The 20,302-nt window shown below is 69.3% G+C and carries 19 protein-coding genes; 11 read left to right on the forward strand and 8 right to left on the reverse strand.

What is annotated here, in order from left to right:
* Positions 1-21 precede the first annotated feature (21 nt).
* Positions 22-417, reverse strand: a complete 396-nt coding sequence (locus GA0070561_RS22710) for a VOC family protein (RefSeq protein ID WP_091404418.1) — start codon at positions 415-417, stop codon at positions 22-24.
* 106 nt (positions 418-523) lie between these two features.
* Here GA0070561_RS22710 and GA0070561_RS22715 point away from each other — a divergent pair, with 106 nt between their 5' ends.
* Positions 524-979 (forward strand): hypothetical protein, encoded by a 456-nt coding sequence (locus tag GA0070561_RS22715; protein WP_141710432.1) that lies wholly within the window; start codon positions 524-526, stop codon positions 977-979.
* A gap of 566 nt (positions 980-1,545) precedes the next feature.
* Positions 1,546-2,721 carry a metallophosphoesterase gene (locus GA0070561_RS22720; RefSeq protein WP_091404425.1) on the forward strand — a complete coding sequence of 392 codons (1,176 nt, stop codon included), beginning with the start codon at positions 1,546-1,548 and terminating at the stop codon, positions 2,719-2,721.
* Between the two features lie 349 nt (positions 2,722-3,070).
* Here GA0070561_RS22720 and GA0070561_RS22725 read toward each other — a convergent pair whose 3' ends face one another.
* Entirely contained in the window at positions 3,071-4,279 is a 1,209-nt protein-coding gene (locus GA0070561_RS22725) for a DUF2254 domain-containing protein (protein ID WP_091404429.1), read from the reverse strand.
* A gap of 130 nt (positions 4,280-4,409) precedes the next feature.
* On the opposite strand from GA0070561_RS22725, the gene GA0070561_RS22730 reads away from it, so the two are divergent.
* The gene (locus GA0070561_RS22730; protein WP_091404432.1) at positions 4,410-5,621 is read left to right on the forward strand and encodes a cation:proton antiporter domain-containing protein; all 1,212 of its coding nucleotides are present in this window, start codon (positions 4,410-4,412) and stop codon (positions 5,619-5,621) included.
* 23 nt (positions 5,622-5,644) lie between these two features.
* Here the strand turns inward: GA0070561_RS22730 and GA0070561_RS22735 are convergent, their stop codons facing one another.
* Both GA0070561_RS22735 and GA0070561_RS33695 read right to left on the reverse strand, forming a co-directional pair.
* Positions 5,645-6,574 carry a mechanosensitive ion channel domain-containing protein gene (locus tag GA0070561_RS22735; protein ID WP_091404435.1) on the reverse strand — a complete coding sequence of 310 codons (930 nt, stop codon included), beginning with the start codon at positions 6,572-6,574 and terminating at the stop codon, positions 5,645-5,647.
* Between the two features lie 175 nt (positions 6,575-6,749).
* Complete coding sequence (locus GA0070561_RS33695) at positions 6,750-6,905, reverse strand: hypothetical protein (protein WP_167362468.1); 156 nt, start codon at positions 6,903-6,905, stop codon at positions 6,750-6,752.
* Positions 6,906-6,965: 60 nt separating this feature from the next.
* Here GA0070561_RS33695 and GA0070561_RS34560 point away from each other — a divergent pair, with 60 nt between their 5' ends.
* Positions 6,966-7,190, forward strand: coding sequence for a hypothetical protein (locus tag GA0070561_RS34560; RefSeq protein WP_091404438.1), 225 nt, complete (start codon positions 6,966-6,968; stop codon positions 7,188-7,190).
* On the opposite strand, the gene GA0070561_RS22745 is transcribed toward GA0070561_RS34560, so the two are convergent.
* The 3 genes from GA0070561_RS22745 to GA0070561_RS22755 form a co-directional block, all read right to left on the reverse strand.
* The gene (locus GA0070561_RS22745; RefSeq protein ID WP_091404442.1) at positions 7,122-7,922 is read right to left on the reverse strand and encodes an ATP-binding protein; all 801 of its coding nucleotides are present in this window, start codon (positions 7,920-7,922) and stop codon (positions 7,122-7,124) included. The two genes, GA0070561_RS34560 and GA0070561_RS22745, sit on opposite strands and share 69 nt — an antisense overlap.
* A 17-nt stretch (positions 7,923-7,939) precedes the next feature.
* Positions 7,940-8,296 (reverse strand): STAS domain-containing protein, encoded by a 357-nt coding sequence (locus GA0070561_RS22750; protein ID WP_091404447.1) that lies wholly within the window; start codon positions 8,294-8,296, stop codon positions 7,940-7,942.
* Positions 8,297-8,409: 113 nt separating this feature from the next.
* Positions 8,410-8,925 carry a MarR family winged helix-turn-helix transcriptional regulator gene (locus tag GA0070561_RS22755; protein WP_091404449.1) on the reverse strand — a complete coding sequence of 172 codons (516 nt, stop codon included), beginning with the start codon at positions 8,923-8,925 and terminating at the stop codon, positions 8,410-8,412.
* A gap of 48 nt (positions 8,926-8,973) precedes the next feature.
* Here GA0070561_RS22755 and GA0070561_RS22760 point away from each other — a divergent pair, with 48 nt between their 5' ends.
* From GA0070561_RS22760 to GA0070561_RS22775, 4 genes are all read left to right on the forward strand, one after another.
* Positions 8,974-9,765, forward strand: coding sequence for a potassium channel family protein (locus GA0070561_RS22760; protein ID WP_244166386.1), 792 nt, complete (start codon positions 8,974-8,976; stop codon positions 9,763-9,765).
* Positions 9,766-9,844: 79 nt separating this feature from the next.
* A complete protein-coding gene (locus GA0070561_RS22765) occupies positions 9,845-10,870 on the forward strand; it encodes a PP2C family protein-serine/threonine phosphatase (RefSeq protein ID WP_167362469.1) in 1,026 nt (341 codons plus the stop codon).
* A gap of 127 nt (positions 10,871-10,997) precedes the next feature.
* Entirely contained in the window at positions 10,998-11,336 is a 339-nt protein-coding gene (locus GA0070561_RS22770) for an STAS domain-containing protein (RefSeq protein ID WP_167362470.1), read from the forward strand.
* 128 nt (positions 11,337-11,464) lie between these two features.
* Positions 11,465-12,931, forward strand: a complete 1,467-nt coding sequence (locus GA0070561_RS22775) for a metallophosphoesterase family protein (protein WP_091404462.1) — start codon at positions 11,465-11,467, stop codon at positions 12,929-12,931.
* A 226-nt stretch (positions 12,932-13,157) separates the two neighbouring features.
* Here the strand turns inward: GA0070561_RS22775 and GA0070561_RS22780 are convergent, their stop codons facing one another.
* Positions 13,158-13,601, reverse strand: coding sequence for a hypothetical protein (locus GA0070561_RS22780; RefSeq protein ID WP_091404466.1), 444 nt, complete (start codon positions 13,599-13,601; stop codon positions 13,158-13,160).
* A gap of 706 nt (positions 13,602-14,307) precedes the next feature.
* Between GA0070561_RS22780 and GA0070561_RS22785 the strand changes: the two genes are divergently transcribed.
* The 3 genes from GA0070561_RS22785 to GA0070561_RS22795 all read left to right on the forward strand — a co-directional run bounded on the left by GA0070561_RS22785 (position 14,308) and on the right by GA0070561_RS22795 (position 20,256).
* The gene (locus GA0070561_RS22785; RefSeq protein WP_091405304.1) at positions 14,308-14,817 is read left to right on the forward strand and encodes a DUF421 domain-containing protein; all 510 of its coding nucleotides are present in this window, start codon (positions 14,308-14,310) and stop codon (positions 14,815-14,817) included.
* Positions 14,818-15,132: 315 nt separating this feature from the next.
* A complete protein-coding gene (locus GA0070561_RS22790) occupies positions 15,133-17,940 on the forward strand; it encodes a hypothetical protein (RefSeq protein WP_091404469.1) in 2,808 nt (935 codons plus the stop codon).
* Positions 17,941-17,964: 24 nt separating this feature from the next.
* Positions 17,965-20,256, forward strand: coding sequence for a M23 family metallopeptidase (locus GA0070561_RS22795; protein ID WP_091404472.1), 2,292 nt, complete (start codon positions 17,965-17,967; stop codon positions 20,254-20,256).
* Positions 20,257-20,302 lie beyond the last annotated feature (46 nt).

Here is a 20,302-nt window from a genome sequence, read left to right on the forward strand (position 1 = left end):
CGACTGGCAACTGTGGTGACGTCACGCGGATCCGAGGAGGTCCCACCGGTTGCCGGCGATGTCGAGGAAGACCGCGACCCGGCCATAGGGCTCGGTCCGTGGCTCCCGGACGAAGGTGACACCGGCCTCGGCCATCCGTCGGTAAGCGGCGTCGAAGTCGTCGACTCGGAGGAAGAACCCGACTCGGCCGGCTACCTGGTTACCGGTTGCGGCACGTTGTTGTTCTCCGTCGGCGCGAGCGAGGAGAATCCCGGTCTGGGCACCCGGCGGCCGGACGACGACCCACCGCTTGGGTCGACCGTCATTGGTCAGCGATGGGGAATCCTCGACGAGATCGAAGCCGAGTACGTCGGTGAAGAACGCGATCGCGGAGTCGTACTCGTCAACGATCAGGGCAACCAAGTCGATCTGCACCACGGCAGCGTACGCAGGGTCCGTCGTGCTCGCCGCCCGCGCGCCGACAGCGGCATGAGAGTGCGCTTTTGGGTCAGCCCTGTGGGCGCCGATCGCGTACCTTGCAGGCATGCCAGTGGCATCCGCCGACGCGCTGCAAGCTGCGGTCGCTACCCCGCCAAATCGTCGCCTCGTAACGATTGCGTTCTCCCTAGCGCTGGTCGCCGTAGGGCTGGTCGGCGGCTTCGGGGCGGCCAAGCTTGCCGACGATCCGCACACCGCCAAGCCGGAGTTGCTCGTTGGGACGGTCACATGGTCGAACGACCAGACCAGGTCCATCGCCTTTGAGGAAGACGGGGCCTTACGGGGCCCTCTCGATGGCGACACGATCTACTCAGTAATCGCCGAAAGCTGGCAGGACGTGAGCGGCGCACTGCACAACGACGGTACCTATCCAACCTGCCTGGCCGGCGAGAAGGACGACCCTGTCTCAAAGGACCGGCACCGGGTCGAGCTTGAGGTCCTACACCGAGACACGGGCGGTCAGCCACAGCACATCGTCGTCCACGTCCACTGCCTCGCTTGATGGCATGAGCCCGGGCCTCCGCTTCTGGCTTTACCTCGGCCACGAGACCGGCCCAGCGTGATCGTTTGGTGACACGCACTCAATTCGGCAGATCCGGACGCCGCCGGGTCGACCAACATGACTGGCTGTAGTTGATCGTTGCAGAGCAAGCTCGGCCGCGAGCCGCAGCCGCACTCGCAGATGTCGATAGCTTCCGTGTGCTCGATCCGCCGCCAGGCGTTCGCCAGGCTCCGTGGATGTCGACGGCCAGCAGGTGCGTCTCGTCCCAGTAGCAGCCAAAGCCTCGGCGCAGAACCGTGTGGCGGCGACGTCGCCGCCCACGTCGACCGCGACCGGCGCGAAACGACAGCGCCGACTCAACCGCACGGGCCGTCTCCGGCGAGCCTGAAATGATCAGGCGCAGACTCTCGGCCGGGGCGTCGCCCGCCACCCGCTGACCGCACCCGAACCGAGGCACCCTCGGGTCGCGGGTCGATCATCTACGGGCCGGATCCGTCCCGGTTTCCGGGCCTGGTCGATCCGGCCCGGACCGCGTCATGCTGCACAGACCGGAATGGAGGACGACGATGGCTGCTGGCGATGCCGTACAGGTGCGGCCGGCGCGAGGGTCGCTGCGACCGCTGGTGTCCGGGGCGACGCTGGTCGCGGTCCTGGCGTTGCTGTTCGGGCTGCCGTGGTGGACGTTGACGGTGGCGGCGCGGTGGCCGGCGCCGGTGGTGGCCGCCGGCACGAGCGTGTTCGTCGTAGCGCTGGTCGCGTTCCCCGTTCTGATGTATCTCGGGCACGGCCGCCGGCGGCTGGACGCGGCGGCCCGGGCGGGGGACACACTCCTTGGCCTGGTCTGGATCCTGTTCGTCTGGGCGCTGCTCGGCAACGTGGCCCGGCTCCCGCTGGCAGCCGCGGGGGTCGCCGATCCGGCGCGGTCCCGGGCTGTGGCGGTCGGTGCGGCGGTCGTCTCGGTCGTCCTGGCCGTCTGGGGGTACGCCGAGGCGGTGCGAGTGCCTCGGGTCCGGCGGGTGGACGTCACCGTGGATCGGCTGGGTGCGGGTCTCGACGGTGTCCGGGTGGTGCTGCTGACGGACACCCACTATGGGCCGATCGACCGGGCCCGCTGGTCCGTCCGGACCATCGAGGTGGTCAATGGGTTGGCTGCCGACATCGTCTGTCACACCGGCGACATCGCCGACGGTACGGTCGACCAGCGCCGGGCGCAGGCCGCGCCGCTGGGAGCCGTCCAGGCGCGGCTGGCCCGGGTGTATGTGACGGGCAACCACGAGTACTACGGCGAGGCGGAGGGCTGGGTCGAGCACATGCGGACCCTCGGCTGGGAGCCGCTGCACAACCGGCACCTTGTGGTCGAGCGGGGCGGCGCCCGGCTCGTCGTCGCCGGGGTGGACGACGTGACCGCCGCCTCGTCCGGCGTCGCCGGTCACCGCGCCGATCACGCCGCGGCGCTGGCCGGCACCGACCCGCGGCTCCCCGTGCTGCTGCTGGCGCACCAGCCCAAGCAGATCGACGACGCGGTCGCGGCCGGCGTGGATCTGCAACTGTCCGGGCACACCCACGGCGGACAGATGTGGCCGTTCCACTACCTGGTCCGGCTGGACCAGCCGGTCGTGCAGGGCCTCAGCCGGCATGGCCAGACCCAGCTCTACACGAGCCGGGGGACCGGTTTCTGGGGTCCGCCATTCCGGATCTTCGCGCCGAGCGAGATCACCCTGCTCACCCTCCGAGCGAGGTAGCCCCGACCGGGCCGACACCTACCGCCTCACCCGAAGGTGACCGGGGATTCCCCGGTCAACCCCGGCCCCGGGATCCACCCGCATGCACCCGATGCCCAGGCGCCTCGGTGAGGCCGGCCACGTTGAGGAATGCGAAGACGAAGATGAGGTCGACGAACAGTTCAAGCCGGGGTGACGCGGGTGCCGGAGACCACCGGGAGGATCCATCGCGAGCGGCGCAGCGGCGGGATGGCACTCACCGACAGAGTCTCCATTGTGGAGCGGTGCTCGCGCGGGCGATCCCTTCCTGTTCCGCCGGTTGGGTGCCGACCCGGGACGTGAACTGCGAAACGACGTCAATTGAAGGGTGTCAGGGCAGGTTGTCAGCGGCCGGCGTTGGTAACCGACGCCGGATCGCGGCGTGGTGGACGGGAAGCGCGACGGATGCCACGTCGCGGACGACGGAGTCCAGCAGGCGTTGGACGCGTGGCTGCTGCCGGGAGACGAGTCGAATGTCGTCGATGATCATCGCGAGGATGGTGTCGTACGAGATGCTTCTCATCTGAGCGCGGACAGTGCCGTCGTCGTCGCGGACGATGTGGGTCGGGTCGGGGCGGGTGGCGAGCCGGCGCAGGAGGTCGTGTGCTTCCTGCACGGCGCGTACGGCGGTGGTGACGTCGTTGATGCCGGGGGACAGCGCGCGTTCGGCGATGTCGGCGAGCTGGCGGAAGCCGAACCCGAGGTCCTGGCCCGGGGTGCGTTCCACGCCGATGGTCACGCCCTGTTCGGCCGCCTCGACTGGCACCGGGCGAGGCGTGGCGTCGGCGATCCGGTGGATGCGCAGCAGCGGTGCTCCCGCGACGACGAAGTCACCCGGTGTGGGTACGACGGTGATGGCGCAGTCGTGCTCGCGGGCCAGCCGCGCGAGCAGGGGGAGATCGACGTTGCTGACCATGCCGGGTTCCGAGGCTGGCACGGTCTGTGTCACCTCACCGAGGACAACGACCTGCGGGTCGTCGGGCGGAGGGAGGCCGGCGATCGACCGTCGGGTCTGCGCGCCGATGGAGCCGATGATGTGCGACACCCGCATCACCGTGGTGATGTGGTGCAGGTAGTAGATGAAGGTGGCGCTGCTGACCAGGACGAGCGCGATCGACACCGCCAGGGACAGCTCGGGCAACCCTTGGTTCGCCTGGTCCGGTAGCGCGGCCAGCACCACCATGGCGAACAGGAACGTCGCGACGAACGTACCGAGCGTCGCCTGGATGATCCGGTCCTGCAGGAAGGTCCGCAGGACGCGGGGGGAGTACTGGCTGCTGGCCAACTGCAGGGCCACGACCGTGATGGAGAAGACCAGCGCGGTGAAGGAGATCATCGCCGTGATGATCGAGGACAACAGCGACCGCGCGCCGGAGGGGCCGCTGGGCACGACCCCTCCGAAGGGAAGATCCAACTGCAGCTCCAGCGCAGATAGCCCGATCGCCGACAGCACCGCGCCGACTGAGAAAATCGCCGGCAGCAGCCAGAAGCTCTCCCGTATCTCGGCGAGCCGCGCGGCGGCGGTACGGGGTCGGCTCACGGCGCGTAGTTCATCGTCGTCACAGGGTCATCGTGGCGCATGCCCGAATGCCGCGCGCGCTGTCCGCCGATGTCGACGAGTGGCTGGTACGTCAGGGTGTGAAGTGGGGATGAGGGGGTAGCGGCGTGGGATGTATCCGCTGCACCTCAGTTACGCGCTGGTGGGGGTCCTGGGGGTGCTGCTGGCGTTCTGGGGCAGCGCCATTCGCCGGGCACCGGTCAGTGAGTCGCTGCTCGCGCTGCTGGTGGGCGTACTGGCCGGTCCGGTTCTCGGGCTGATCGACCTGCCTCCGCACGAGGCGTCGGTGGTGACGTTGGAGGTGAGCCGGATCCTGTTGGCCATCTCGCTGATGGCGGTGGCGCTGCGTTTCCCGCTGTCGGCGTACCGGTCGGTGATCCGTCCGGTCGGCGTGCTGCTCACCGTCGCGATGGTGGCTATGGCGGTGGTCAGCGCCGGCCTGGCCTGGCTGGTCCTCGGCCTGCCCCTTGCCCTGGCGGCCCTGCTGGGCGCCTGTATGACGCCGACGGACCCGGTTCTGGCATCAAGCGTCGTGTCGGGTGGTCCCGCCGAGCGGCAGCTACCGGCGCGTCTGCGTCAGGTGATCAGCGGTGAGTCGGGCGCCAACGACGGGCTTGCCTTCGTCTTCGTCGTGCTCGCCCTGTACGCCGCGACGTCGGGATCCTTCGGAGGTCACCTTCGGGAGGCGGTGTGGGGGGTGCTGGGGGCCGTGGCGATCGGCGCGGCGATCGGTTACGCCGCGGGGCGTGCCGTCATGGTCTCCCAGGCTCGGGAGGATGTTGATCCGGGCTCGCTACTGATCTTCACGGTCGTGCTCGGTGTCGCGGCACTGGGAGCGGCCAGGCTGGCGCGTACCGACGCGATCCTCGCGGTGTTCGTTGCCGGTCTGGCGTACAACGCGGTCATCGGCGACCGGTCGCGGGCGTCAGAGCAGAAGCTCGACGACGCGTTGACCCGCTATCTGGTGTTGCCGCTGTTCTTCCTGCTCGGGGTCGAGGTGCCGTGGCGTGCGTGGCGCGAGTTGGGCTGGCCACTGGCGGCGTTCGTGGTCGCGGTGTTGGTGCTGCGTCGGCTGCCGGTGGTACTTCTGCTGAAGCCGGCGCTGGGGCTGCCCTGGCGGGGTGTGGTGTTCCTGGGGTGGTTCGGGCCGGTCGGCGTGTCGGCGCTGTTCTATCTCACCTACAGCCAGGACGAGGGGGTACGGGACCCACGGCTGTGGGCCGCCGGGAGTCTGGTGGTGGCGGCGAGCACGGTGGTGTACGGGGTGACGGCCATGCCCGGTCGTCGCTGGTACGCGCGGCGGTCGTCGGTCTTCGATCGCTGACAGCGGCGGACCGTCGGAGACCGCTACCGGTGGTCGGCCGAGGTGATGGCGGCTGGTTTCATCGGGTGGGGTGTGTGGACGGTGATGTCCTGGGTCTCCGAGGCCACCCGGATGCCGCTGTCGGCGAAGCGATCCAGCACTCGCCGGGTGACCTGGTCCTTGACCTGACGGGCGCCGCGCACCGGCACGACGAACCGTGCCGAGAGCTCGATCCAGTTCGAGGTGGCGCGGACGAACACGCGGGGATCGACCTCCGCCTCGGCGGTGGGGTAGCGGTGCCGCATCGCGTCGATGGCGTTGCGCGCTTCGGCCGTCGAGGAGACGTTCTGCGCTTCCTCGCACAGGATGCTCTCCGCGAGGTGCCAGTCGGCCTCGTAGGGGATGGGCAGGGTCAGTTCCTCCCACAGGTGGTCCAGCACCATGCTGCTGTTGTAGACCGGTGTGCAGAACACGAAGCGGTTCGACAGCGAGACCACCCGGCCGGTGTACTGGCGGCCCCGGATCCACGATTCCGGGTCGGTGGAGGAGCCGCTTTCGAGGATGCGGGTACGCAGGGGAGTGATTTCGAGGACGTCACCGCGCACGTCGCACATCTGGATCCGGTCACCGACGCGGAACTGCCGGCCGGTCATGATGCTGATCCATCCGGCGAACGCGCCGATGACCTCCTGCAGGGCCAGCGCGAGACCGACGCCGACCAGTCCGACGACCAGGCCGAGCCGGCCGGCGAACGGCTTCCACAGCAGTGCCAGGGCGAACAGCAACACCACGACGGTCAGGTAGTGCGTCGCCTTGCGCAGGTAGTAGCGGTTGGTGGTGTCCTTCACCCGCAGGGTCGACAGGCGCCCGGCCAGGGCGGCGATGACGAGAGCCAGCACGATCAGGACGATGCTGGTCACGAGGCGACCGCTCACGCTGCTCGTGTCCCAGAGTGCCTCCAGGAACCGCTCCATGTTGCTTGCCCATCGTTCTCGGCGGCGACCGGTCGGTGCGTTGCTGTCGCGTCTGCTTCACCATAGGCAGCCGTTGTCAGCGGATTCTTGGAAACGGCTGGTGCGGGCTGGGCCGGCCGGGACGTGCCCGGCTCGGCGATGCGACGTGCACCTCTCTCCGGCGCGCGGGGGATCGTCACCAGACGGTCAGCTCCCGGGCGACGAGCGCGCGTCCACCCTCGAAGGCCCGGTACGGTCCCGGCGGCCCGAGGTGGTAGCGGCCGGTGAGGTCGCGGTGGGAGAACCGGATCACGGTGCCCTCGACGGTCACCAACTGCGGCGCGGCGGGCATCGTCAGGCCCGTCGAGGTCTGGCCGGCATCGTGATGACGTGTGTCCGTGGAGCGTGACCGATGCTGTTGTTGTCGTTCGCCGCTGTCCTTCTGGTGGCGGTGCTGCTCTCGGCGCTGGTTCACCGCACCATCCTGTCCACCGCGGCGTTGTTCCTGGTTGCCGGCTTCATCCTCGGCGAGGACACCACCGGGCAGGCACCCGCCTGGTTCGGCGTGCTACACCGGGTCCAGCGGCCGTTGCGGCCCTGGCGGCGAGATCGGGACAGCTCGTCCGCTGACCAGTGATCCGTTGGGGCCGTCGATCGCGGCCCAGACGGTCTTGCCGTCGCCAAAGGGGAAGAAGCCCCACTTGGTGGTGAGGGCGGCGATGATCGGCAGACCGCGACCACCTTCGGTGACCTGACGAGGGAGGGTAGGGGTGGTGGAGTCGGGTGTTTCGCCCTCGCGGTCCCGGACGCTGATCCTCAGCGAACCTGCCACATTGGCGACGGTGATATCCATGTCGGTCCCGGCGTGTTGGACGACGTTGCTGACCAACTCCGAGGCGATGACCATCGCTCGGTCGGCCACCGCGTGCATGCCCCAGGCCTCGCACTGCCGGGCGACGAGTCTGCGGGCAGCGGCGGGCGACTGCGCGTCGGCGGGCAGTCGCAGGTGCGCGCGGTACGCAGAGATCGGTGCACGGTCGGCGGGGTGTTCGAGCAGAGCTTTCCCGAGGATCGCGTGCTGACCGAGTGTGGCGCGCAGCAGGCGTCCCGGGGGAGTCAGCGGATTGGCCGACACTGTCAGCTCCGGCCCGTCGGTGCGGTCGGTGGCCCACTGGGCGAGGAACGCGCCGATCGGGGCGATGTCCGACGTCGTGATCGTGTCGAGGTCGACCACGAGGGCCAGTGGGGCGTCCAGGGCACCTGCGAGCAGCAGGGCGGCAAGGTGTGGTTCCGCTTCTGGGGTGAGGCCGCCGGCGAGGGTGATCCGGGTGCTCCCACTCTCGAAGTCACGCTGGATGGTCCATTTCATTCGTGGCACGGGAATTGTCATCTGCCGGTCGGCGAGCCGTAGATCGTGCCGGTCGGCCGGTTGGCGGGACGCCCGAGCGTGGCAGCCACCCCGGTGACCCGGAGCACCTCGGCCACGATGCCGTTGGCGTTGTGCAGGATCAGGACGCGTCCCTGCCGGGCGGCGAACCGGTGGACGTCGACGAACTCCTTCACCGCACCGGAGTCGATCAGTGTGGTGTCCTGAAGATCGACGATCAGCCACTGCGTTGAGGTCGCCGCGAGCGTGCGTTCGACGGCGTCGCGCAGATGCCCGGAAACGGCCATGTCCAGTTCTCCGGAGAGGTGCAGGGTCCGCGGCGCGAGCCCCGCACCGGAGGAACGGATGCTGAACACGGGCTTCTGCCCCCTTCCTGAGCTGACGCCGCTACGGCCACGGGGGCCCAAGATACCTGCATGACTGCAGGTAACGTCGCGGCTAAACGGTACCTGCTCGATGACTGCCGTCGTCAGGTGCCGACCGACGCCGACTGCTCCCAGCGCTGCCACCACAGCTCCTCCGTCGGCTCACCGGCGGCGATCACCAGAGAATTGATCAGCTCGGCCGGCGTCCGTCGGCGCCCGGAGTCGGCGACGTGCAGCAGACGCCGGATTTCGGCGGTCCGGCGTCGCATCACATCGCCCACGAGCGTTTTGCCGCCCTCGGTGAGGCTCAACCAGGCGACCCGCCGGTCGTCGGGTTGCTGACGGCGGGCCACCAATTCCCGCCGTACCAGGCGATTGCACGTTCTCGTCGCCGTCGACGGGTGCACCCCCAACAGGGACGCGAGATCCACGGTGCGCAGCGGAGCGCGGGACGCGAGGACGACAAGTGTCCGGTACTGCGGCAGGGTGACCTCGGCGTCCACCGACCCCAGCGTTCGGGCGGTGATCCCCACCAAGGTGCGCGCCAGCGCGGACAGGCCGTCAACCAGCTGATCCTCGGCTGCGGTCGACGCAGTGCCGCCTTCCCCGTACAGTTTCACCCAGAAATGATTGCACGGATGCACGCATAATTGTCGGGTGGGCCGTTCATGCAGATGAGGACTGAAGCGCTGCCCGCCGACCGGGCCGCGCGGTGGGAGCGGCTGACAGCACTCCCGTTGACGGTCCTGTCGGTCCTGTTTCTCGTGGTCTACGCCGCACCAATCCTGCGGCCCGACCTGGCGGAACCCTGGATCCGGGTCTGCGAGGCGACAACTGTTCTCATCTGGCTGACGTTCTGGGTCGACTTCGTGGTGCGGCTGAGCTTGACCAGAGCCCGGCGGCGTTTCCTGCGGGATCACCTCTTCGACCTCGCGGTTCTGGTGCTCCCCGTCCTGCGCCCGCTGCGTGCCCTGCGGCTGATCACCGTGGTGCTGAGCCTGAGCAGACGCGCGGAGTCGTGGGCACGTGGCCGGCTCGCCGTCTACGTGGGCGCCACCACCATGCTGCTGGTGCTGGTGTCCGCGCTGGCGGTCCTGGACGCGGAACGCTCGGCTGCCGACAGCAACATCACGTCGTTCGACGACGCCCTGTGGTGGGCGACGGTGACCATCACGACCGTCGGCTACGGAGATCACTTCCCCGTCACCGGGGCAGGCCGGTTCGTCGCCTTGGGGCTCATGATCGGCGGCATCGGCCTGATCGGTTTCGTCACCGGCTCACTGGCGACCTGGATCGTGGATCGGGTCTCCCAGAAGGGCGGAACCGCGCCGGCCACCGCCGACGACATCGCGGCCCTGCGCGCGGAGATCGAGGCGCTACGTCGACAGCTCGCCCCGGAGACATCGCCGGCGGGCGACGATCCGGATCGGCGGAGCCATGCGGCCCAACCCTCCGGTTGAGCGCGGCGAGGGCAGGGGGCCGGCAGCCCGGTCCTCCGTCGCTGACGCGGCGCCGGACAGGTGGACCCGCTGGCTCGGCATGCGACTGGCCATGGGATTCATCGCGGTGGTCCTGCTGATCGACGTCGCGGCGGCCACCCATGCCGTACTCATTGGCTTCCTGGCCCTCGCCCCGCTGTTCGCCGCCGCCGTCGAAAGCCCGCGCCGCACCGCCGTGGTGTCGGCCACCGCGACCACGGCAGCGGTGGGGGCCGGGCTGCCCAGCGGGATGCTCGGCAGTCTCGATCACCTGCTGCGGGTGGCGGTGGTCATCACGGTCAGCCTGATGGCGGTGTACGTCGCGCGGGCTCGAACGGGACGGGAGGAGCGTCTGCGCCGGATGGCCGAGATCGTGCGGATCACCCAGGCTGCGATCCTGCGCGAACCGCCGCAGTATGCGGCCGGAGTGGAACTGGCCGCCCGGTACGTCTCGGCCTACGAGGAGGCTGGCGTGGGCGGCGACCTGTACGAGGTGGTGGCCGACCAGGACCGATTGCGGATCATCGTCGGTGACGTCTGCGGCAAGGGGCTTGCCGCGGTGCGGCTGGCTTCGGCGGTTGCGGGGGCGTTCCGGCAGTCGGCGATCGTTCGGCCCGACCTGACGCAGGTGGCGCGTGACCTGGATGATCTCGTCGCTCGGGAGCCGACTCCCGCCCGGGGCGCGACGTTCGTCACCGCCGTCTTGGTCGAGCTACACGGGGGCGAGATCCGGACGGTCAACTGCGGTCACCCCGCGCCGATCCTGCGGCACCGCTCCGGAGACCTGGAGGAGTTGACGGTGTCTGCGCCGGATCGACCATTGGGTCTGGGTGGGCCTCGGACATCGGAGAAGGTGGGCCGTTGGGACGTCGGTGACCGGCTGCTGATGCTTACCGACGGGCTGCTCGAGGCACGTGACAGCGATCGGCGCTTCTTTCCGATGCCTACGCTGAGGGCGTGTCTGGCCGAGCCATCGGTGGGCAGGTGTCTTGACGCGGTCTGGGACGCCGTGCACCGGCACGTGGGCGGCGAACCACACGACGACATCGCACTTCTGCTGGCCGAGCGGAGCCCCACGGCACAGTGAGCGACGAAAACGCCTCGCGCTTGGCGATCTTGGACACGGCTCCCGCAGAAGTTAGGCTGGCCTGCGAAAATGGTTCATTGCATCCATGCATGTTTCACCTGGCACTGCCACGGTTAGGAGTCGTGCGTTGGAGTTGACAGTCGACACGATGCAGACGGGGGCCGCCACCCGCATCCGGTTGGGCGGGGAGATGGACCTCGCAACGAGCGGACTCGTGCACGACGCGGTCATTGCGGCGTTGGCGTCCGAAGCGGTGCGAGACGTCATCCTCGATGTCGCTGACCTCACCTTCATCGACTCCACCGGCATGGGAACGCTCGTGGCGTGCCAACGCGCCGTCGCCGTGCGCGGCGGCGCCCTGCGGTTGGAGAACCTCGCCCCTGTCGTCCGGCGGCAGCTCTTTGCCGCCGGACTGCTCGGCCTGCTGGGCGCGGGGACCGAAGACCAGGCCGCCCCCTCGAACTGACCCCGCCGTCCCCTCGGTTACCCCACAGATCGGATCCCCTCGTGACTCCGCCCTCGGACGCGGCCCCTCCGCGTCGCACGGCCCTGGCCGAACGCCTCAGGTACGCGGCCGCTCGGCCGCGCCAGATCATGCGCTCGCCGTGGGCAGGCCGTGTCCTGGCGGCGGTCGCCCTGGTCGCCGTCACCGCCACGGGCATCACGATCGGCACCCTCCTCGGTGCCAGAGGCGCCAGTGACGTCGGGCCGTTCCGGGTCGTTTTCCAGCTGACCCCGTCCGCGGGCGGTGGCACGGAGATCGCCATACCCCCGCTGGGGTCGCTCTTCCTCGACAGCCACGACGGCCCCGCGCGGCTGACCGTCCGCCTCGACTCACTCGACCAGCGACGCACCGAGGCTCTGCTCGACGACCCCGCCGGCCTCGCCCACGCCGGCGCCACGGCGCCCGAGGACCTCCGCGATGCCCTGGTCCGGCTCGGGCTCCGTACGCTCGGCGTGTCGGTCCTCGCGTCCATGCTGCTCGCCGGGTTGACGTTCCGATCCGTGCGCCGCGTCGCCTGGTCGGGTGGTCTCGCGCTGCTGGTCACCGGCGGCACCCTCGGCACGGCCGCCCTGACGGTACGACCGCAGGCACTGGCCGAACCCCGGTACGAGGGCCTGCTGGTCAACGCCCCGGCGCTGATCGGTGACGCGCAACGGATCGCCGATGACTACAACCGCTACGCCGAGCAACTCCAACGCCTCGTCGGCAACGTCGGCGAGCTGTACACCACCGTGTCGACCCTGCCCATCTACCAGGCCGCGCCCGACACCACCCGGATCCTGCACGTCTCGGACCTGCACCTGAACCCCGCCGCCTGGCCAATGATCAAAACCGTGGTCGAGCAGTACGACATCGACCTCGTCATCGACACCGGGGACATCACCGACTGGGGCAGCGAACCCGAGACCTCGTACGTTTCCATGATCGGCCAGCTCAACGCACCCTACGTCTACATCCGAGGCAACCACGACTCACCCCGAACCGCCGCGGCGGTGGCCAGCCAGCCGAACGCGGTCGTGCTGGACGACTCCGTCACGATGATCGCTGGAGTGACGATCGCCGGCATCGGCGACCCCCGGTTCACTCCCGACAAGCAGGAGACCGAGGTCGGGCCCTGGGAGGAGCCGGCCGCGACGGTCGAGGGCACGGGAAAGCAACTCGCCGCGACGATCCGCTCGCGGAACCTACCGGTGGACATCGCACTGGTGCACGACCCCGCATCAGCGACCGCGCTCAACGGCGCCACGCCGCTCGTCCTGGCCGGCCACACACACCAGCGAAAGGTGACGACGCTGCCGCCGACCGGCGCGGTCACCACCCGGCTCGCAGTGCAGGGCTCCACCGGCGGGGCGGGGTTGCGCGGACTCGAAGGTGACAAACCGATGCCCCTGGTCATGTCGGTGCTCTACCTCGGCGCGGATCACCAACTTCAGGCGTACGACGACATTCAGGTCGGCGGCGCCGGCACCGCGCAGGTGAGCCTCAACCGCAAGGTGATCGACGCCGCATCGTCAGTAAACCCGGCCGCGCCATCCGCGACTCCCACCGACAACTAGCTTTCTCGCGTTCGCGCCTGTTCTGCTCGGCCTGCAGGTTCGAGGGCCCCTCGGGCTGCCAGCGGTCGCCGACTTTCTCTTGGGTGTACTCCAGGCGGGCCCACCCGGTGCAACGGCACCCCGCTCTCCGCCGTGGTGGACCGCAGCACCGGGGCACAGTCCACCGCTCGACCTTTCGCACTCCGCGATGTGGACGTCGGGGCCGACGGCGATAGGACACTGTGCATCAGCCGCGCCGACGTCCCCAGATCGTCACCTCCTGTGCGGCGAGCGCCCGGCCGCCTTCGAAGGTTCGGTACGGTCCCGCAGGTCCAAGGTCGTAACGGTTGGCGAGGTCGCGGTGGGAGAAGGGGACCACGGCGCCCACCACGGTGACCAACTGCGGTGGAGCGGGCGCGGAGGGGCCTGTTGACAGCACGAGCAGGGTCCCGTCGGTCAGATCCGCGTCGCGGACGATGAACGCGTTGTCGGTGATGACCTGCTCGACGGCGGCGGTCACGGTGAGACGATCACCCACCGCGGCTCGGGCGACCGTGCCGGGCCGGGTCGCCGGCTCGGGGTCGGGGCGGGGTGCTGGAGCCGCAGTCGGGTGGGTGCAGCCCACGGCCAGGAGGACCACCGGCGCGAGAGCGGTCAGCGCCGGGCGTGTCCGGTCACGCCATCTGTTCATCCGCGGTTCCGCCTCCCTGTCTGTCGTGCCTCGTATCCAACAAAGTTCCCTGGGATGTGGCGGTACGACCGCGGAACCGTGACGGTCGTATGACAATCCCCGGCGCTTGTGAAAGGACGTGTTGAGCAGGGTTTTGGTCCAGATCAGGTCGGGTAGGGCCGAGCGTCGAGGGAACATCAACGCGGCCCGGACGGACGCAACGGAATTCACCGTCGCGAGCTCGCGTCGATGTCGTGCGACGAGTGGAGAGACGGGGCAGATGCGAATCCTGCAGCAGCGCTACCGGCTCGACGAGCTACGCACGGTCGCACTGCAAGAGGCCGTGCTGCAGCCCACGATGCCGTGGTCGCCGTCCTGAGATCAGGTGTCGGGTTACCGCGATGACCGGCCGGTGCGAGCGCCGCGAGTGGCGGCGGACCGCGAGTCCCTCACGCACGCCACCGGGACGGGCCAGAAGCTGGTCCGCTGGGCCATTAGCCGGATGTCACTGCGGGCGACGCGTCCGTCGTCCCTTGATGTCCACTGCGGCCGCATCACCACGTTTGGACCGTGCCCTGCGGGCCCATGACCCGCAAGTAGGAGCTGACTCGCCCTGCGGGCCTGCGCCCGCGCCTGAGGTTGGCCGGGTCTTTCGATGTCTCCGCCCGCAGCCAACACCGATGGGCGAACGGTGCGGACACCGCGCTGGGCGGGGTATGACCAGTCCATGTGGCTTAACGACCCCTCGGATCTGCTCCGCCTCACGCTGATCGCGATACTGACCTATCCGGCCTTGGTGGCGCTCCTGCGCGTCTCCGGCAAACGGACCCTGTCGAAGCTGAACGCCTTCGACCTGGTGGTCACCGTCGCGCTGGGCTCGACCTTAGCGACGATCCTGCTTTCCCGTAGCGTCTCGCTGGTCGAGGGTCTGCTGGCTCTGTCGCTGCTGGTGGCGCTCCAGTACGGGGCCGCGTTCCTGGCCGTGCGCTGGCCACCGTCGCAGCGGCTGCTCAAGTCCGCACCCACGATGCTCATGCGAGACGGCGTCCTGCGACACGACGTAATGCGGCGGATGCGTATCTCGGACAGTGAAATACGGCAGGCGGCGCGCAGCCAGGGACACGGCGACCTGAGCCATCTTGCTGCCATCGTCCTGGAGACCGACGGCAGCCTGAGCGTCATCGGCCGGGAGTCGTGTGGCGACGGGAGCGCCCTGACTGACGTACGCGGGAGGTGAGCCTCCGCGTGCCCTTCCCGACTTCCGGGAACGGTGGGGGGAGGTCGCGGTGCGGCGCCTGGCCAGGGTGATCCGCCGCAGGTCACCAATACCCCGGGGAAGAGGCGCGCCCGCTGGCCGGTCAGATTGCTCATCCGCCGCTGACCGAATGCCGACCAAGGCCTTCCGCCGGCACCGGCGTGGATATCTCATGTTGTCGGACCGTTATCGATCATGGACGTCGCTCGGTGGGGAGCCAGCCGCATGGAACAGGTCTTTCGGATGTTATTGGTGCGCAACGCCGAAGCGGCGGATCCCCGGACCGATGCGGTATCGGTGTCGAACACACCGCTGCAGCAGGAGTTGGGCAGCGTCACCGGCGACGAGTCACGTAGCGAGGTCATGGAGCGCGCGAAGGCGTTCGTCGCCAGTAGCCGGTTCGTCGACGACGCCGAGCGGGTAGCCGGCGGGCCGAAGCTGCGCGAGCTGCGTACCAGGCTGACGGAGCTGCGGGACCCTACCGAGGAGCAGGTGGAGCAGACCGTACGCGACATGCTCGGTGACGGCTACGCCGAGCAGGTCGGCGCTACGACGTGGCGGGAACGCAAAGAACAGTTGGCCGACAGCGCGCTGGCGCTGAAGCTGCTGTCCACCAGCGATCCGGGCGCGATGGCAGAGCTGGTCGGGTTGCTACGCACCGTGCACTTCGTCGAAGCCTGGGTAGACCGCAGCGGCGCCGACCGGGCGGCGGCCACCCTGCCGATCCTCGACATGCCACTGCTGTTGCCGGTGCTCTCCGGGCTGAAGCTGGCGCCACAGCGGCCGAACACCACCGCACCTCCGGCACGTGCGGTGCCGCCGCTTGCGGACTTGCAGCAGGTCGGGCGGCAGGGGCAGGTCATCGACAGCGTCGTGCGAGAGCTGACCACTATCGCTCCCCGGTTCTTCCGCACTCAGGACGGCGACCCGCAGAAGCCGGGCGGCGCACGGCTCGACGACGGCAGACCCACGCCGAAAGCTGCCGCGAAGGGCGCTGGCATCAGCATCGCGGGCACCCAGGACGGCCCCCGCCTCGCGCTCTCCGAGGCCGGCGTCAAGGTGATCAGCGAAGCCAGTCGCCGTTACCTCGGTCAACTGGGGCTGGACCTGTCGCGGGACTCGGTGAGCCAGGTGGTGGCTCGGCTGGACACGGAGAAGGCCGGGTTGGTACGCGACCTGCGCCCCACGGCGGGGAACACCGTACTGGCGCTGGCCGACATGTTCCGTGCCGGCTCGTACGGGCTGGGTGGTGCGTTCCTGTGGCGGTTCCCCGGAGGCGATCGGCAGCCGCTGCCGACCACGCACGGCACGGTACGGCCCATCGGGGAGGGTGAACTGCTGGTAGTGCGGCAACAGCTCACCGGATACGAGCCTGGCGAGGTCGCCCACATCGAGAATGTGCTGCGGGGTGAGAACAAGCAGCGCACCCACCGGCGTCGCGAGGTCACCGAGGAGATCTTCGTGACCGAGCGCGAGACCGAGCGGGAGGAGGAGCGCGATCTGGAGACCACCGAGCGCTTCGAGCTCAGCCACGAGGCGTCCGAGGTGCTCAAGGAGGAGGCGGAGGTCGAGGGCGGGCTGCGGATCCGCGCCCAGGTCAGCCCCGCCGTGCTGATCGAGGCAAACGCACGGGCGGCGTACACCAACGCCCGCGAGAGTTCCCGGAAGAAGGCCAGCGAGTACGCCCGCGAGGTAATTGACAAGTCGGTGAACAGGCTCGCCGAGCGAATCCGTACCCAGGAGACGCTGCGGGTGACCCGCGAGGTGGAGGAGATCAACGACCACAGCGTCGACAACGTCGACGGGGACGGCCACGTGGTCGGTGTCTACCAGTGGGTGGACAAGTGGTACGAAGCCCAACTGTTCCGCTATGGCGGTCGCACCATGTACGACTTCGTGATTCCGGAGCCGGCGATGTTCCTCACCGGTGCGCTGGAGGAGGACGCCACCCGGGACGTGGGGCGACCGCGGCCGGAGCCGTTCCACCTCGACGCCAGCCAGCTCACCGAAGCCGATTACCTCTACTGGGCGAACAAGTACCACGCCACCGGCGTCCAGCCGCCGCCGCGTTTCGAAGAGACCCGCTCGGTGACGTTCTCCTCGGGTGGCGGCGGTGAGGCCGGCGACATGTCGCAGCGCCAGGACCTGCCCATCCCCGAGGGGTACAACGCGGTGCAGGCCCACGTCACCGCGGGCTTCTCCGGATCCCAGATCTACATCTCCGTTGGGCGCAAGGTGTTCCTGTACGAGTCGCACTCCGGTCTGCGGTCGACGAACCTCGACCTGGAGGAAGGCACGATCCCGATCACGATGGTCGCCAACGACACGCCGCTGTTCGCGGTCAGCATCGAGGTGGTCTGCCGGCGCACGGAGCGGGCGATGCTGGACTGGCAGATCCGTACCCACGCCGAGATCAAGCAGGCGTACCTGGAGCAGCAGGCGCGGTTCGACGAGGCGACGGCCCGTGCGGCGGTCAACCACGGGGTGGTCATCGATGGCCGCAACCCGGGGGCCAACCGGGCGTTGGAGCTCACCGAGCTGAAGAAGGCGTGCATCTCGGTGCTGACTCACCAGCACTTCGACGCCTTCGGCGCGGTGGAGACCGGTGCGATGGGGGTGCCGCAGGTGGACGTGGCGGTAGTCGAGGAGCAGGGCAACTACATCCGGTTCTTTGAACACGCCTTCGAGTGGCAGCTGATGAGTTTCCTGTTCTACCCGTACTTCTGGGGCCGGAAGAGCACCTGGCTCGACCGGGTGCGGTACGACAACAATGACCCGGAGTTCGCCGAGTTCGTACGCTCTGGTGCCGCCCGGGTGCTGCTGCCGGTGCGGGAGGGGTTCGAGACCTCGGTGGAGCACTTCATGCGTACCGGACAGGTGTGGCAGGGCGGGCCGCCACCGGAGATCACCGACCCCGAGTACCTGCCGATCGTCAAGGAGATCCAGGAACGTACCGGCGCCCCGGGCGACGAGGTGCCGGAGGGGGCACCCTGGCGCGTACGCGTGCCGACCCGACTGGTCCGGCTGCGCCCGGAAGGCGGGCTGCCGAGCTGGGTCAAGCATGACGACGGCACCTGGCGGCCGGACGAATCGGACGCCCGGTGACGGGGCCGGCGGCTCGGCTCCAGCATGGACGGTAACGAGGACTTCGGACGGTTCCTGGAACTGCTGCTGGCCGACAGCATCGCCGCCGGCTGGTTCGATCCGGACGCAGCGGGCTCATCGGCAGCACTGACCGGTGACGTGATCCCGTCGTACCGCATCACCCTGCCCCCGGCAGGTGAGGACGGCGGCGGTGACCCGCCCGACGGTGGTGGTGCCGACGGCGGGAGCGAGTCTTCTCCGCTGCGGCAGGCGTTGGCGGCGGTGCTCGCCGACGGCGGCACCGCCACGCTGGGGCGTGCCAGCTCACCTACGGTGCGTGCGCTACTGGACCCCACGGCCCGCGACGAGGTGCGGCGTACGGTGAGCGCTGTCGTCACCGCGACGGACGCGTACCGAAGCGAGCTGGACGTTGCCGTACCAGCCGACGCGCCGCACGACATGGTGCTCGCGGCGCTCCTGTCGCTGCTGCACGGACCGGCGTGGGGTGCCGCCCAGACCCGGCTGCACGCGCTGCTCGCCTGGTACGAGCGGACGATCGCACTCAGCGTGGTGATCAGCGTCGAACGGTTGGGCCGCCGCGATTCGGAGCCAGCCGTGTTTCGCGACCTGACCACTGCGGTGCGGCTGGGCCGCAACCGGCTCACCGCCGTAGTACGCGCCCTCGTCGACGCCACCGTCCACGTGCCGCACACCCACCAGGCGCTGGTGGAACGGCAACTCACCATGCTCACCGGCCGGCGGACCGACTGGCAGCGGCGACAACTGGTGGCGCAGTTGGCCGGGGTAGCACCACCGTCGCCGGCCGACCTGGAGGTGTACCAGCGGCTGCGGGCGTTGGCCCGCCGCCGGACCGACCTGGAGGCGGTGCTGAGCGCCGACCGGGCGGAACGGGAGCGGCTGCGCCGGCAAGCCGGCTCCTCCGCGGAGACCCGCGAGACCCGATCCGCTAGCAGGGCCCAGCTGCGGGTGCTCTGGCCTCGGATTCAGGAGCAACAGCAGGAGCTCACGACGACGAGCCGCGAGATCGCCAGCCTCCGCCGGGCGCTCAGCGGCGCGACGATGAGCCGGATCGCGGCGTACGAGGACGCCGAACGCCGCGGGATCCGGGACGACGAGGCCCGCCAGGATCGCGACGCCCTGCTGCAGCGCATGGACCAGGAACTCACGTCGTTGACGAGCCATCGGCTGTCGGTCGCCGACGAGACCGGCCGCTGGGAGCGGTACGAGCTGCTACTGGAGCGGCTGCTGAAGAACAGTCACAACCTCGGGCTGGAGCTGTTCATGGACTCGTTCCTGAAGGTCAGCTCGTCGGCGGAGCGGCGCCGCGACATCGGGATCTCCGCACACACCAACGGCCAGGTGCAGTGGTTGAGCTACCCCGGCCACGGCGACAACGCCGTCGACTGGAACTGTCATGCCGGCCTGCCGCTGCTGCTCTCCGCCCCGCAGGAGTTCCGGCTTCCCGAGCGGTTCCGCGCCACCCCGGACGACGCGGTGGCGTACCGCCTGGCGGGGGGAAGCGCGGTGGTCGAGGCGCGCGCGTCCGACGACCTCCAGGACATCTTCGGCAAGATCGCGTACGGCCTGCTCGGCCGGCAGGGATCGCGGGAGACGGAGCTGGGGGCGCTGCTGCGCGCGCACGGAGACGACGAGATCGCCCCGGCCGAGGTGCTCACCCGTTCGTCCAGTGGCAGCGAGGTGTCCCGGCTGCTTACCGGTCTGGTCGCCCGCAATCTCACTCCGATCGACAACGCCGCAGCCTTCGACGCGCTGCGCGCGGGGATCGTCCGGGACCTGGAAGCCGGTGTGGTGCGTGCCCGTGGCCTGCCGGTGGGGACGGTGCTGTTCCGTCGGGATCGGCTGCATGCCGATTCGGGCGCGTTCGGGCTGGGTCGCATCGTCACCCCCCACATCACGGTGGGTGAGCTGCTCACCTCGGTACGGGAGTTGCTCTCCAGCGACAGCAGCTCCGGGTACGACACCGAACGGCGCAGGTTGGTCAACCGGATCTGGCAGCTGTTGCTGTGGCTGCGCTCGGCCGGCGCCGACGACCACCGGCGCGCGGCCTCGGTGTCGGTGTGCCACACCTACCGCGGGAATACGCCCGACGACCTGACAGTACGGGTCTACTACTCCCACATGTATGACATCGCGGTGCGCGCCGGCAGTCAGGTCAGTGCCGGCGACCGGCTCGGGCTCACCGGCTCCACCGGCAACGCGGTCAACTCGCACGTACACATCGAGATCTTCCTCTCCCGGGGCGGCAGCCAGCTCGGCGCCTGCCTGCCCCACGAGTTCTTCCCGCTCACGTCCTAGCTGGGGCTGACAGCCCAGGCCCACAGGCGGATTGGCTTGCTATCCG

Origin of the sequence: Micromonospora saelicesensis (genome assembly GCF_900091575.1) — a bacterium.
In the GTDB taxonomy this organism is placed as follows: Bacteria; Actinomycetota; Actinomycetes; order Mycobacteriales; family Micromonosporaceae; genus Micromonospora; species Micromonospora saelicesensis.